This is a genomic window from Nitrospiraceae bacterium, from assembly GCA_019637075.1.
Taxonomy (GTDB): Bacteria; Nitrospirota; Nitrospiria; order Nitrospirales; family Nitrospiraceae; genus JAHBWI01.
In genome coordinates, this window is the sequence record JAHBWI010000005.1 from 258912 (window position 1) to 273270 (window position 14359).

Annotated in this window: 14 protein-coding genes; all 14 read right to left on the reverse strand. The window is 63.2% G+C overall.

Annotation, left to right across the window (positions count from 1 at the left end; all coding sequences use genetic code 11):
* Positions 1–1104, reverse strand: coding sequence for a glycosyltransferase family 4 protein (locus KF814_14920; GenBank protein MBX3237439.1), 1104 nt, complete (start codon positions 1102–1104; stop codon positions 1–3).
* A 13-nt stretch (positions 1105–1117) separates the two neighbouring features.
* Positions 1118–2164, reverse strand: coding sequence for a glycosyltransferase family 9 protein (locus tag KF814_14925; GenBank protein MBX3237440.1), 1047 nt, complete (start codon positions 2162–2164; stop codon positions 1118–1120).
* Positions 2161–3861 carry a lipopolysaccharide heptosyltransferase II gene (gene waaF / locus KF814_14930; protein MBX3237441.1) on the reverse strand — a complete coding sequence of 567 codons (1701 nt, stop codon included), beginning with the start codon at positions 3859–3861 and terminating at the stop codon, positions 2161–2163. The genes KF814_14925 and waaF overlap by 4 nt, the downstream gene beginning before the upstream one ends.
* Positions 3854–4936: a tetraacyldisaccharide 4'-kinase gene (lpxK, locus tag KF814_14935; protein ID MBX3237442.1), complete on the reverse strand. Its 1083-nt coding sequence runs from the start codon at positions 4934–4936 to the stop codon at positions 3854–3856. The genes waaF and lpxK overlap by 8 nt, the downstream gene beginning before the upstream one ends.
* On the reverse strand, positions 4933–6291 hold the full coding sequence (locus tag KF814_14940; GenBank protein ID MBX3237443.1) for a 3-deoxy-D-manno-octulosonic acid transferase: 1359 nt from the start codon (positions 6289–6291) through the stop codon (positions 4933–4935). Before KF814_14940 ends, lpxK begins: the two co-directional genes overlap by 4 nt.
* Before the next feature lie 49 nt (positions 6292–6340).
* Positions 6341–6958 carry a lysophospholipid acyltransferase family protein gene (locus KF814_14945; protein MBX3237444.1) on the reverse strand — a complete coding sequence of 206 codons (618 nt, stop codon included), beginning with the start codon at positions 6956–6958 and terminating at the stop codon, positions 6341–6343.
* 31 nt (positions 6959–6989) lie between these two features.
* The gene (gene msbA, locus KF814_14950) at positions 6990–8735 is read right to left on the reverse strand and encodes a lipid A export permease/ATP-binding protein MsbA (protein ID MBX3237445.1); all 1746 of its coding nucleotides are present in this window, start codon (positions 8733–8735) and stop codon (positions 6990–6992) included.
* The gene (gene lpxB / locus KF814_14955; protein ID MBX3237446.1) at positions 8723–9853 is read right to left on the reverse strand and encodes a lipid-A-disaccharide synthase; all 1131 of its coding nucleotides are present in this window, start codon (positions 9851–9853) and stop codon (positions 8723–8725) included. Before lpxB ends, msbA begins: the two co-directional genes overlap by 13 nt.
* A 37-nt stretch (positions 9854–9890) precedes the next feature.
* Positions 9891–10886 carry a Gfo/Idh/MocA family oxidoreductase gene (locus KF814_14960; GenBank protein MBX3237447.1) on the reverse strand — a complete coding sequence of 332 codons (996 nt, stop codon included), beginning with the start codon at positions 10884–10886 and terminating at the stop codon, positions 9891–9893.
* Positions 10887–10911: 25 nt separating this feature from the next.
* Entirely contained in the window at positions 10912–11751 is an 840-nt protein-coding gene (gene lpxI, locus KF814_14965; GenBank protein MBX3237448.1) for a UDP-2,3-diacylglucosamine diphosphatase LpxI, read from the reverse strand.
* Between the two features lie 28 nt (positions 11752–11779).
* Complete coding sequence (lpxA, locus tag KF814_14970) at positions 11780–12589, reverse strand: acyl-ACP--UDP-N-acetylglucosamine O-acyltransferase (protein ID MBX3237449.1); 810 nt, start codon at positions 12587–12589, stop codon at positions 11780–11782.
* A 130-nt stretch (positions 12590–12719) separates the two neighbouring features.
* On the reverse strand, positions 12720–13175 hold the full coding sequence (gene fabZ / locus KF814_14975) for a 3-hydroxyacyl-ACP dehydratase FabZ (GenBank protein MBX3237450.1): 456 nt from the start codon (positions 13173–13175) through the stop codon (positions 12720–12722).
* Between the two features lie 46 nt (positions 13176–13221).
* The gene (locus KF814_14980) at positions 13222–13758 is read right to left on the reverse strand and encodes an OmpH family outer membrane protein (GenBank protein ID MBX3237451.1); all 537 of its coding nucleotides are present in this window, start codon (positions 13756–13758) and stop codon (positions 13222–13224) included.
* Positions 13759–13766: 8 nt separating this feature from the next.
* Positions 13767–14342, reverse strand: a complete 576-nt coding sequence (locus KF814_14985; GenBank protein MBX3237452.1) for an OmpH family outer membrane protein — start codon at positions 14340–14342, stop codon at positions 13767–13769.
* Positions 14343–14359: the final 17 nt, after the last annotated feature.

A 14359-nucleotide genomic window follows, 5' to 3' on the forward strand; every position in this document is an offset into this window, starting at 1 on the left:
CTAGGAGTTCGTGACACGCCGGTAGACACGCTCGAGTTCGTCGACCATGCGATCGAGGGAATAGCACCGCTCGACGGTGAGGCGACCTTCCCGCCCCAGCGACGCGCAGCGCGAGGGATCATCCAGCAAGAGACCGATCCGGTCGGCAAGGGCTTCGGCATCCCGCGGCGGAACGATCAACCCGGATACCCCGTCCTTGACCACGTCGGGAATCGACCCGGTCGTGGTCGACACCACCGGCAACCCGATCGCCAGGGCCTGCATGAGCACCTGTGGAATGGTGTCGCCTTCGATCGTCGGGATCGCAAAAATCGTCAGGGAACGGAAGATATCCAGGAGATCGTCGCGGAAACCCAGCATCCGCACGTGCTGCGCGATGCCAAGCCGTTCGATCTGCGCCCGGATGTTTCGTTCCTCAGGTCCCTCTCCGACGATCAGAAACGTGACGCGCTGATGCTGTTTGAGCACTCGCGCGGCCGCCTCGACGAAGTAGGTGTGGCCTTTGTAGTCACGCAAATACGAAATCAGCCCGACCAGTCGCTGGTCGGATGGCAGCCCCAGCTCTTTGCGGATGTCCCGTAGCGGAGGCGCCGGGGAAAATTGCTCGACATCCAACCCGATGGGGAAGGCCGCTACGCGGTCCGGCGCCAGACCATCGCGCTGGATCAGGTCCTGCCGCGTGCGCTCGCCGCCCGTCACGATCACCATGTCGAACAGCCGGCGATAGAGCAGATGCGTCGCCGCGTTGTTCGTCAGCGGCGCGGAGATGTGCCGAGTCCGGATGACTTTCGGACGCGCCGAAAGGAGCTGCGCAGCCAGCGTCGCGATCCAACTGTCTCGCGAACTGTTGACGTGTACGATATCGGGCCGCTCACGGGCGATGAGGTTCCGGAAGGCCAAGATCGCCACCGGCATCCGCCATTGCCGCATGACCATCGGCTCCACATCGAGGCCCTTCTCCTTCGCCATGGCCATAATGGGACTGTTCGGTTCGAGCACCAACAGGACACGGTGGCCCCGCCGCACGAGCCGTTCCGCGTGCAACAGCACGGCCAATTCCTGGCCCCCGACCGTGGTGCTGGACTCAGCGATCACAATCTTCACAAGCGTGCTACCTCTAAGTCCGAACGAGTTGTTGTCGCACCGCCCGCTCGACCTGCTCCGGGGTCACCCCGCCTAAGCACTCGAGCGGCACGGCATGGTTACAGCGGCGGCTTAAGCAAGGACGACAGGCCACCGGATGCGAGAGCACGATATGCCGGCTTCCATAGGGACCGGTTCGCTTTTCGTCTGTGGGACCGAACAGCGACACGACCGGTGTCCCGACCGCGGCGGCAATATGCATCGGGCCCGAGTCATTTGTCACCAGGACCGCAGCCCTTCGAAGAAAACCGGGCAGTAAGCCTACAGGGGTCTGTCCGGTGAGATCAACCGCTTTCGTCTGCATCAGGCTCTTCACGGCATCGGATTCCGGCTGTTCGGCCGGACCGCCGATCAGAACGACCGGCCCCGCCCCGCTCTTCTGCAACAGATCGGCCAACTGCGCAAAATGCCCGGCCGGCCACCGCTTGGTAAGCCAGCGGGCCGAGACGTTCATGGCGATCCACCTCGTGCCGGAGATGCCGGCACGGTCCAGCAGAACCTCGATCGCCGCTTCATCGTCAGGCCGCCGGAGAAATTCGAATTGCGGCACGGTGGGACGCGGTGCCCCCAGGGCATCCGACACCAGCAGGTACCGGTCGACGGCATGCAGAGTGGCGCTGGGAACCGGGACCCGTTGCGTATAAAAAAAGGGACTGCCCTCTCGGGCATTGGCGAAGCCGATCCGCCGCGGGCAACCGGTCAGCCAGGTCATCGCCCCGCTTCGGAACAGGCCCTGAAGATCCACGACCAGGTCGAACGCTGCGGCGCGCAGGGCAGGAACGTGGTTCAGCCACCCCGAAAGCCCGCCGCTTACGGCGCAGACTTCGTCCACGCCGCCGATTCGCTCCACGATCGGCGCCCATTGCTGCTTGACCAACCAGGTGACGCGCGCCTCCGGAAATCCGCGGCGTAACGACGCCACGGTCGGCATCGCATGCACGATATCCCCGAGGGAACTGGGCTTGACCATCAGCAGACGCCGCAAGGTGCCCATCGGCTGTGTGGAGGTAGCGGGCGTCATGGCTGGTTCTGTGCGGAGACGGGCGGCGAGGGATCGGACTGCCCCCGGCCCAGGATCCATCCAACCGCGTCCGCCAGCCCTTCGGCTACATGGTCCGGTGCCATGCCCCGCTCCCGCAACTCAGCCAACGCCTCTGCTCCGGACGGACCGCTCATGACGAGAACGCTGCGTGCGCCGATGCGTTTCGCCAACTCGATATCGCGCGCGCTGTCTCCTACCATATAGGCACGAGTCGGATCGATTCGGAGCTCCTCAACGGCACGGTCGACCATCCCCGTCGCCGGCTTCCGGCAGTCGCAGCCGTCATTCGGGTGATGCGGACAGACATAGAGCCCATCGAGCCGGACGCCTTCGGCCGCGAGACGGTCCACGAGCTTCCCATGAATGATCTCAAGCGCTTCCAGAGTGAGGTATCCGCGTGCGACGCCGGATTGATTCGTGACCACGACCAGCCTCGCCCCGGCCTTCTGCAATTCAGCGAGCGCCGGTCCGACTCCCGGCAGGAGTCGCAATTCCTCCGGGGTCTTGATGTACCCCGTATCTTCGTTGATCGTCCCGTCACGATCCAAAAACACCGTGACACCCGCCAGGCTCCCCCCTGCCGACTCGCGAGCAGGCGCCTGGGGCGCGGTTTCCACTGTCGGGACCACGAGGGGCAGCAGAGTCGCCGCCTGGTACACCTGATCGACCGTCACGGCCGTCATGCACCGGTGATCGATCGGACATTCCCGCAGCAGGCAGGGGGCGCAGGCGACAGGCTGCCGCATGAGTTGCGCCGCCACGCGGTAAGGCGACGTGGCCTGCCAGTCGGTCGGCCCGAACACCGCGACGAGCGGCACATCGAACGCCGCGGCGACGTGCATAGGGCCGGTATCATTGGTCAAAAAGAGTTGGCAGCGTTTGACGAGCGCGAGCAATTCGCGGACCGTCGTCTGCCCCGAACACACGACGGTGCGGGCCTTGATCTGTGCTGCGATGGATTTCCCCAGCTGTTCTTCCCCTTTTGCGCCGAGAATCGCCACGGCTACGCGCCCTCGCACCCTGGCTTGCGTATCCTTCACCAAGCGATTGACGACCTCGGCATACCGCTCCGGCAGCCACCGCTTCGCTTGCCCATAGGTCGAGCCGGGGTTCACGCCGATCACGACATCCCCCGGCGCGATACCGGCGTCGGCCAGACGGATCTTCATCGCCTCCGCTTCCTCTTGAGTGACGAAGAGGCGCGGTGCCGGAGGCGTCCCTTGCCCGCCCAGCGGCTTCAACATATCCCAGTAGTACTCGACTTGATGTTTGCCGCTCTTGCGGCCGGGCGGCGAAACCGGGTCCGTCAACAGCAGGCCACGCCCGTCGGTGGCATAGCCGAAGCGGCGGGGGATGCCGGCCAGGAAACTCAACAGCGCCGCCTCGAACGCGTTTTGAAACAGGATGGCCAAGTCGAAACGATGACGGCGCAGGACACCAGCCAGCGTCCACTTCCCGGCCAGGCCTGCGTGCCGGCCGCGATCGTCGTAGACCAGCATGCGATTCACGGCAGGATGGTTGGCCAGCAGTTCGGCAATGCCCGGTTTCACCAACAGCGTGACGTCGGCTTCCGGAAACAACGCACGGACAAGATCCAAGGCCGGCTCGCACATGACGGCGTCGCCAAGCCAATTCGGCCCTCGCACGACGATCCGACGGACAGCTTCCTTACGCACGCCCCTCCTGCATGACCACGGCGAGCTTCAGCCGCAATAGTTGTGTCAACCGTTCCCGCCCCACCACGATCTCCGTCTGTAAACGCACCGCCCACCAGACATCGTCGGGGGACAAGAACGGCACGACTTTCCCGGCATCCTTTTCGGTCGTCACCGCCAATTCAGCGCCACAGGCCTTCGTCCGTTGCCGAATTCGTTCGACGATCTCAGCGGTATAGTGCGCATGGTCCCGAAAGTCCAGAGTCTCCCGCACGACAATCCCAAGCGCCTTTGCCAGCGCGTGGAATGAGCCCGAGTTGCCCACCCCGCTGAACAGCAAGGCCGGGGCATCCTTCAACGCATCCGCCGTTTTCGTCTCGTTTCCCCCGATCCGTTGAAACGAGTCGGCCCGGAATTGCACGAGCACCGGCGCGGGCAAAGGCCCACAGGCTTGCGTCAAACACCGCCAAACCGGTTCAGCTTCGACCGCGCTCCCGGCGCGTGTGATCAGGATGGCATCGGCGCGTCGTGCAGCCGTGATCGGCTCCCGCAATCGTCCGAAGGGCAAGGCAGCCTGAATTCCCTCGGGATCGCTTGCATCCACGAGCAACAAATCCACATCCCGATGGAGGCGCAGGTGCTGAAACCCGTCGTCCAGCACGAAACAGTCGACGGGAGCCTGCTGCAACACCCATGTTCCGAGTGCGACGCGATCCGCCCCGACCGCCACGATCGCCCCGGGACAGCGGGACGCGATCAGGTAAGGCTCATCCCCCGCTTCCTCAGCGGACGCCAGCAACCTTCGTCCATCGGACACGAGCAACTGCGCCGCCGAGCTGCGCCGGCGATAGCCCCGGCTCAACACGGCAACCCGCTTGCCTTGCCCGGTCAACTGCTCGACGAGATGGATCACGACCGGCGTCTTTCCGGTGCCCCCGACCGTCAGATTGCCGACGCTGACCACCGGCCTCGGAAGCCGAGTCCTGGTAGGCCAACCCCTTCGATACAGCCAGGCCCTGAATCTTGCCGCAACTTCGTAGGGTACCCCGGCCCACCGGCGCCAAGAACTACCCGCCCGCCCCTGCCCCATGCTCATGGCCTGCGGCGCTCCGACCGCTCCACTACCGCTCCTTCCGCGGTACCGAGATGCGGCGATTCAATCGGAAGGTACGACGAAATGACGTCGAGCGTCCGCTCGAGCGCCCCCTGGTTCCGGCGCACCACCTCTCTAGCCGATTCACCCATGTGGCGCGCGGCGGCGGGATCGCGCAACAGGGACGCCACGGCACGGATCAGTTCGTCCGCGGTATGGACCACGCGACCGCCACCCGATTGGACCAGCAACCCCGCCACCTCGGCGCAATGGTCGGTGTAGGGTCCGAATAACACCGGCGTCCCCCAGGCCGACGGTTCCAACAGATTGTGGCCGCCGATCGGAACCAGCGTACCCCCCACCAGGCTCACAGCCGCATCCCGATAGAGTAAGGCGAGTTCGCCTCGCGTATCCAACACCATCGCACGAGGGCCGGTCCCCGGCATGCGTCCGTCACCTTGGCTACGCCGGAACACGGGCAAGCCGGCCGCCCGGAGCGCCTCTTCCACCTGCGACGCTCGCTCGATATGTCGCGGCGCCAGCACGAGCAGCAGATCGGGAAACTCTTCCGTCAAGGTCCTATAGGCCGCGATGAGGACGTCTTCCTCTCCGGGATGGGTGCTACCTGCCACGAATAATCGTTCCTTTTCGCCGACCCCGAGCGATGCGCGCGAGACGGTCGTGCCGGACGCGCTCGCGGTCGGCATCGGCTGATCGAACTTGATGTTGCCGGTACAACGGACGCGAGACTTGTCGGCTCCGAGATCGATCACCCGTTGCGCGTCACGATCCGATTGCATGAGACATACGTCGACCATGGAGAGCATGGTTCGATAGAAATCCCGAATCACCGGCAACCGCTGGCGCTCGTAGGATCGGGTGGAGAGCCGACCATTGACCAGGATCGAGGGAATGCCGCGCCGGCGAAGGGCCCGCAGGATATTGGGCCACAACTCCGTTTCGACGAAAAGGTAGAGATTCGGGCGAACCTGATCCAGCGCCTGCTCCACGACCCAAGAAAAGTCGAGCGGCGCGTACCGATGTTCGGCAATCCCGGCGAGCCGTTGCTCCACCGCTTCCCGGCCCGTCTCGGTGACGGTCGACACGACCAACCTTGCATGGGAATAGCGGTCCCGAAGGCGCCGGACGAGCGGAACGACCGCCACGACCTCGCCGAGCGACACGGCGTGAATCCAGATAACCACCGGCGGTCCATCGGCCGTGGACCGTCCGGTTGCTTCGGACGCGAGACCCAACCGCTGGGGCAGACCGCGGCGACAACGCTGCTTCGACAGGAGCACGAGAAGGATGACGGGGGAAATCGCGATGAGGAGAGCGTTATAGAGCAGATACCACATTACGGACTCGTCCCGAGGACGGCGGCCTCAGCCTCGTTGGTCATGCGGTTCAGCCGGAACTCCAACTCCTGACGCACGCGCTCCATTTCCTCAGGCGACGAGTCGCGCGACACCGTGAGGGGCTCCCCCCAAAGAAAGACTCCTTGCGCGAACGGATAGGGCATGATGAAACGGTCCCAGCTCGCAAAGAGTTTTTTTTTGAGCAGCCGAACGCCAACGGGACGATCGGCAACCCCGTGGCCTTCGCCAGCTGAATGACGCCCAGCTTGGCGACCTGCCGAGGGCCTTTCGGGCCGTCCGGCGTGATTACAAGGTCTACCCCGGATCGTCCGAGCCGGATCAACTCACGCAACGCCTCGGTGCCGCCGCGGGTACTCGAGCCACGGACAGCCTGCAGTCCGAATCTCGCGATGATCCGGCAAATCAATTCTCCGTCGCCGTGCCGGCTGATGAGCACATGGGCCTCGGATCCACGGTAGGCATAGGGCATCATCAGCTGCTGCGCGTGCCAGAAGGTAATGATCATGCGCTTGCCCTGTCTCAGAAGACCGTCGACATGCTCCGCGCCTTCAACTCGCCACCGCATCGAGGCATGGAGACTGCGGATCACCCCGTAGCCGAACGGCGGCACCAGCGCAAACTTGAGGCGCGTGATCACCGGTTTCATGAGACTACCCACTCGACGTTCCCCCCGGAACCTACTGCGACAACATATCTGCGAACTGCAGGCTGTGCAGCCGCTTGTACATTCCGCCCTTGCGCAACAATTCCTCGTGTGAGCCGATCTCGACAACCCTGCCCCGATCCAAGACGACGATGCGGTCGGCGTTTTGGATCGTCGAGAGCCGGTGCGCCACCACCAGCGTCGTGCGGTTCTTCATCAAGTTGGCCAGCGCCATCTGCACGACCCGTTCGGATTGCGTGTCCAACGCCGAGGTGGCTTCATCCAAGATCAGAATCGGCGGATCCCGCAGGATGGCGCGGGCGATCGCGAGTCGTTGACGTTCACCGCCGGAAAGTTTCAGACCGCGTTCGCCGATCACGGTTTCGTACCCCTGCGGCAGCTTCTCGATGAACTCGTGGGCGAAGGCCAGCCGGGCCGCCGCTTCCACTTCGGCCGGCGTCGCACTGGCTCTGCCGTAGCCGATGTTGTTGCGGATCGTGTCATCGAACAGGACGACTTCCTGGGAGACGATGCCGATTTGCGCCCTCACGGAACGGAGCGTGCACTCGCGCAGGTCGATGTCGTCGATCAGGATTTGGCCCTCGGTCGGCTCATAATATCGCGGGAGCAGGCTGACCAGGGTCGTCTTGCCGCTGCCGCTGCTGCCGACGAAAGCCAGCACCTCCCCGGCCCGGATCGTGAGATCGATCTTGTCGAGGGCCACCATGGCCTGGCCTTCGTAGCGGAACGACACGCCGCGGAATTCGATGGATCGGCTGATCGGAGGAATATCCTTCGTCCCGGCGTTGGATTCCTGTTCCGTCTGAAGATCCAGGACCTCGAATACCCGCTCTGCCGCGGCCAGCGCCTGCTGCACCGTGTTGTTCGCGCCGGAGAGTCGCCGAATCGGCGCATAGGCCATGAACATGGCGGCGAGGAAGGAGAAGAATGCGCCCGGGGTCATTTCGTCATGGATCACCAAGTACCCACCGTACCAGATGATACCGGCTACGCCCAATACGCCGATGACCTCCATGTGCGAAGAGCCCAACGACGAGACTTGAATCGCCTTCATGGTCGTGTGGATGAAGGCGTCGTTGCTCCGGCGGAACCGTTTGGCCTCTTCCTCCTCCCGGCCGAAGGACTTCACCATCCGAATCCCGGACAGCGCTTCCTGCAGCGTCGAAGCCATGTCACCCATGCGCTCCTGCCCGCGTGTCGCGAGTTTGCGCAGCCGCTGCCCCATCCGCACCATCGTGACTACGGCCAACGGCACCACGACGATGGAGATCATCGCCAGTTTCCAATTTTGGTAGATGATCACCCCGATCATGGCCAGGAAGGTCAGGCCTTGCTGAAAGATATCCTTCAACACGCCGGCGATGGCATTCGCCATTAAACTCACGTCGTTGATGACCCGCGATACCAGGCGGCCCGAGGTATTCGTGTCGTGAAAGCGGACCGGCAGATGCACCAACTTCGTGAACAACTGTTCACGGATGTCGCCGATGACCTGGTTCCCGACATAATTCATCAAATAATTTTGACCATAGTTGAAGATACCCTTCAGCACCGCCACGGCCAGGATGGCCAGCGGGAGGACGACCAACAACCGTTCGTCGCGGCTGATGAACAGGCCGTCGAGGACGGGCTTTACCAGCCACGCATAGGCCGCCGAAAGCCCGGCGACGAGAATCGCGCAAATGAAAGCCGCTCCCAACCGGAACCGGTAGGGGTCCAAATAACGGACCAGTCGCAAATACTGCTTCATGCCCGACATTCCGCCAGGACGACATCCGCCGCCCGTTCCGAAGCCCCCGGCCCGCCCAGGGCTTCACGCACCTTCGCCAACGAAGCCCTCATGCGATCATAGGCCGTGCGATCGCCGAGGAGCCGTTCGATCTCGACCACCAGCCGCTCTCCGGTCGCTTCATCGTGAATGAGTTCCGGCACGACCGTCTCACCGGCCACCAGATTCGCCAGCCCGATCCAGGGCACGCGGATCAGAAGCCGGGCCAACAGATAGGTCACGCGCGACGACGCGCGGTAGAAGAGAATCATCGGGGTGCCGATGACCGCGGCCTGCAGCGTCGAGGTCCCGGACTTCACCAACAGGAGATCGGAGGCCGCCATCACTTCACTCGACTGGTCGCGCACGATGCGAATCGGCGAGGGACTGTCCCGCACCAGCTCGTCCAAGGCGCCTTCCGGGACCGAGGATGCCTGCGCCACGAGGAATTGCATCTTCGGGTTTCGAGCCGCCAAGCGGCGCACGGCATCGCGCAGAATGGGAATGTGTTGTTCCAATTCTCCCCTGCGACTGCCGGGGAACAGCCCGATCACAGGTCCATCGGACAGGCCCAGCCGATTCCTGATGGCAGCCCGATCGTACGAGGGCGCCACTTCGTCCAGCAATGGATTCCCGACGAAGGTACAGGGAACACCGGCCCGACGGTACAACTCACGCTCAAAGGGCAGAATGGAGACCACGTGGTCGACGCGCCGCTGAATCCAGCGGATGCGTCCTTTGCGCCAGGCCCAGACTTGGGGAGCGATGTAGTACAGGACCCGCCGCCCCGCCGCCTTGGCGACGCGCGCGAAATGAAAGTTCAAGCCGGGATTGTCGATCAAGACCACGAGATCCCAGGCCTCTGAGGCAATGACGTTCCTAATGCGACGAACCCGGTTGACCAGTGCGGCCACCTTGGACGGCCCGATCAGGCCCATGACATCGAGCTGCGGAATTCCCGATACCAACTCGGCCCCGGCCTCCTGCATGTGCTTCCCGCCGATTCCGACGATCCGGAGCGAAGGAGCCTTCCGTTTAAGCGCCTGCACCAAGTGAGCGCCATGGAGATCCCCGGAGGCCTCGCCGGTGATGATCAGGACATTCGGCATACCCACCCCTTGGCGGCAGCACTCGCCCGAGGCTGCCTCACGTCGCGGACCGAACGGAAGCGCCGCCGGCAACCGAAACGTCGCCGTCCGCCTGCCGCTGCACGAACGCGCCAATCGCCGCCAAGATCCGATGAGCCAGCTCAAGCGCGGCGGCTCCGTCTTCGCCGGAGACCACCGGGCGAGTCCCTGACGCCACCGAACCCACAAACGACTCCAACTCCATCCGCAGGGGTTCCTCATCACCGCCTTTGAACTGTTCCACCTCGATGGTCGGCTTGGTCCCCTCGCCCTGGACACGCTTGGAGATGGCGGCTTGCCGGGTCTGAAAATCGATGGACAGGTAATGCTGCTTTTGGAAGACCCGCAACCGGCGCATCTTCGTGGCCGAAATCCGGCTGGCCGTCAGGTTGGCCACACAACCGCCGGCGAAGGCGATCCGGGCGTTGGCAATATCGATACTGGAAGACAGCACCGCCACACCGGCGGCCCGCACGTCCTCCACCGGTCCGGGGTTGAACGACAGCACGAGGTCCAGATCATGAATCATCAGGTCCGACACGACGTCCACGTCCGTCCCCCGTTCGACGAACGGACTGAGCCGGTGGCACTCGATGAACGCTGGCCGAACGATGTGGGGACGCATCAACTGCATGATCGGGTTGAACCGCTCGCTGTGCCCGACCTGCAGCACGGATCTCTGTCGCTTCGCCAGATCGACCAACTCGCGGGCTTCGGCCACGGTCACGGCGATGGGCTTTTCGACGAGGACATGTTTTCCAGCCTCAAGACAGGCCTTGGCCGCAGCGTAGTGCGCGGAGGTCGGCGCGGCGACACTTACAATTTCGACGTCGTTCAACAAATCCTTGATGCGTTGATAGGAGGAGACACCGTGGCGATCCGCGATCAGTTTCGCACGACTCGGGTCCGTGTCGTACACCCCGACCAAGCTCACCCCCGGCAACGTCGCATAGTGCCGGGCATGGTGCTGCCCTAAGTGCCCCACACCGATTACGCCGGCCCGCAACCGCTTCATGCCCCTTCCATCCCCACCGGCCACTCTATCCTTGTCTTTCGGCATCCGCCCCATACCCGACGATCGCGATGCCGGCCCGGTCGGCCTTCTCGATTGTCACTTCCCGATCCAGCAGAATGCTCCGTCCCGCCTCGAGCGCCAGCACCGATGCCTTGACCGCTTCCATGGTTTCGATGGTGCGCGGCCCGACGGCCGGCAGATCGAACCGCAGATCCTGCTGCGGCTTGCACCGTTTCACGACGACGGCCCCGCCATGGGCCAACTCGCCTCCGCGGCGAATCGCCCCGTCGGTCCCTTCGACCGCTTCTACGGCCACGATGACCCGGTCCTTCACCACCACACATTGCCCGATGTCCAGCAAACCGATCTGCTTCCCGATGTCCCATCCGTAGCGGATGTCGTCCCATTCCTTCTTGTTGGGCTCGCGCGAGGTCAAGGTGCCTGGTTCGACAAGGATGCCGGACAAACCGAACGTCGACTCCCTGATCCGGATCCCCTCTTTTTCGATTTCCTCCGCCACCGCGCGCAGGATCTCATCGTCCTTCAGATTGACGAGCCGGGCAGCCAAGGCCAGGGCGCGAAAATCCGGCCGCATCGTAGTGAACACATGGGTCTTGCGAATACCGCCGAGCATGACCGCTTGGCTGACGCCGTCGCCCTTGAGCGCTTCGATCAGTTTGTTGAACTGGCCGATTTTGATCCAGTGGATGCGCTCGACATGCCGTTCCAACTCCGGTTCGGTTTCGCCTTCATGGGCGACCGCAGAGACCGCATACCCCAGCTTCCTTGCATTTTCCGCAAAGATAATGGGAAACCGGCCGTTGCCGGCGATCAGACCGATTCGCTGCCCTGCGCCGCCCGGCATATTCCCGGCGGGCCCGGCATCAAACTGCTTACTCATCCTCGCCTTCCTGCTCCTTGCCGACCGACCGGCAAATGCCCCGCTTCGTGCCTTCCATGAAGCGCACCACCTGCATGACGTCCTGATTCTGTCCGTAGGACGCTTTGGCCAATTTCACGGCTTCGGCGACACGATGACCGGAACGAAACAGTACCTCATAGGCATGTTTCAGGGCGGAGATGCGGTCCGAAGAAAATCCGTGTCGCCGCAACCCGATCGAATTCAATCCGTACATTCGGGCACGGTACCCTCCGGCGGCGCGCATGAACGGCGGAAGATCCTGCCCGAGCGCGCAACAGCCGCCCACCATCGAGTAGGGCCCGATCCGGACGAACTGGTGGATTCCCGAGAGGCCCCCGATAATCGCATGGTCGCCGATCTCGATATGTCCGGCCAGACTTGCGGCATTCGCCAGGATCAGGTGATTTCCCAAGTGACAATCATGCGCCACGTGGACATACGCCATGAGAAAGTTGTGATCGCCGATCGTCGTACTGCCGCCGCCCTGCACCGTGGCCCGATTGACGGTCACATATTCGCGCAGCACGTTGTCATGACCGATCACGACCTTGGTCGGCTCACCTTTGTAGTGCGTGTGTTGCGGCGGCCCCCCCACCGACACGAAGGGATGCAGCTCGCATCGCTCCCCGATGTCCGTCCACCCGTCGATGCAGACATGGGCGAGCACTCGAGTCCCCTTGCCGATGGTGACGTGTTCGCCGACGACGGAATAGGGTCCCACTTCGACATCGTCCGCCAGCACCGCCTTGGGATGAATCACCGCGGTTGGATGTATTCTCACTCAACTCCTCCTCGCACTGGCCTGGATCGCGGTCACAACTTCGCGGCCCACCGCGCCTCCGGCCGGCTGTCTCTGGTTGGTCGGAACCCGCGCAGGCGCGCTCCGTGGTCGGTACGATCCCGGTGCCGGCTCATGCCCCTTGGGCCGGCTTTTCATCCGTGACCATCGCCGTGACTTCCGCCTCGCAGACCAACTCGGATTCCACGTAGGCCTTGCCCTGCATCTTCCAGAACGGCGCCCGCTTCTTCAGCACGTCGACCTCGAGACGCAACACGTCGCCCGGCAGGACCGGCTTGCGGAACTTGGCGGCGTCGATGCCGGTGAGATACACCACCGGCCGCCCCACGTTTCCGAGCGATTTGAAGGCCAACACGCCGCCCACCTGAGCCAACGCTTCCAGAATTAGGACGCCGGGCATCACCGGACGCCCGGGAAAATGGCCCGTGAAAAACGGTTCGTTGACCGTGACATTCTTGATCCCCACGATCCGGCGATCCGGATCCAGCTCTTGAATCTTGTCGACGAGCAGAAACGGATAGCGGTGGGGAAGCACCGCCTGTACCTGCACATTGTCCATCACTGACATCAGCCCGCCTCCCTGGTTACCGACGACGAGGGCGTCGTCGCCCGGCTCATTTGTTCTGGCGATCGAATTCCTTGATCACCTTCTCGGTCAGATCGACCGAGGGATGCCCATAGATGATGATCTTGATCGTGGCCTCGTTGCCTTTGTCGATGATCGCCGTGAAGCCTTCCTTCTGAGCGACCGCGGACGCCGCGCCCTGAATCTTCTGCGCGAACTCGGCGACCATGGCCCGCTGCTTCTCCTGGACCTCGCGGTTGAAATCCTGAATCCGCCGTTGATAGGCCTCGAGCTTGGTCCGGAACTGCGCCTGCCGGTCCTTCTTGGCATCCTCGGTCAAGCTGGCGTCCTGCATACCGGCTTCGAGTTCCTTGAGCTCCTGATCATCCGAATCGATGATCTTCTGGCGCGTCGTCGAATAGGTTTTCAACTCCTCCAGCGCCCGCTTGCCCGCGACGGATCGTTCGACCACCGCTTGCTGATCCATCATCGCCACCTTAAACGAGTCCGCCGCCGACGCCGATGACGTCAGCCACAGCGCGATCGCCGCGCCCGCACCCGCAATGACCCCAAGTCGTACCTTCATAGGGCTCCTCATGGATACTGCCGATTGAATTCCTCGATCACTTGAGCCGACACATCGACCGTATCGTCGAAAAAGATCGTCGGCCCACCCCGGCCCCGATCCAGTACGAGTTGCAGGCTCAGGCGCTTCGCGACCTTGCCCGAGATGCCCTCCAACTTGTCCCGGAAGCCGTCCAACACTTCCTTCTGCTTATCCGCCACTTCCCGGTTCAGATCCCCGACCTTCTGCTGATACTCCGCCATCCGCCGGCGGAATTGCTCCTCTCGCTCGCGCTTCGCGGTCGGGCTGAGCACGCTGCCCTGCTTCATGAAATCTTCTTCCATCCGGCGCAGCTCTTTCTCTTCCATTTCGATCAGCGCCTGCCGGTTCTTCGTGAACGAGGCCAGCGCGTCCTTCGCCTTCTTGCCGACGTTGGTGTCGTTCAACACCCGCTGAGGATCGACGACCCCGACCCGGACAGACGAGGGCACAGTGACATTGCTCGAGCGACAGCCGCCGCTCACCAAGGCCCAGGCGACAATCACCGCGCAAAGTGAAGCCCGTAGGAACACCGACTGATTCAGACTGACGTGTGCAGGTAGCATGTATCAACCTATCCTGA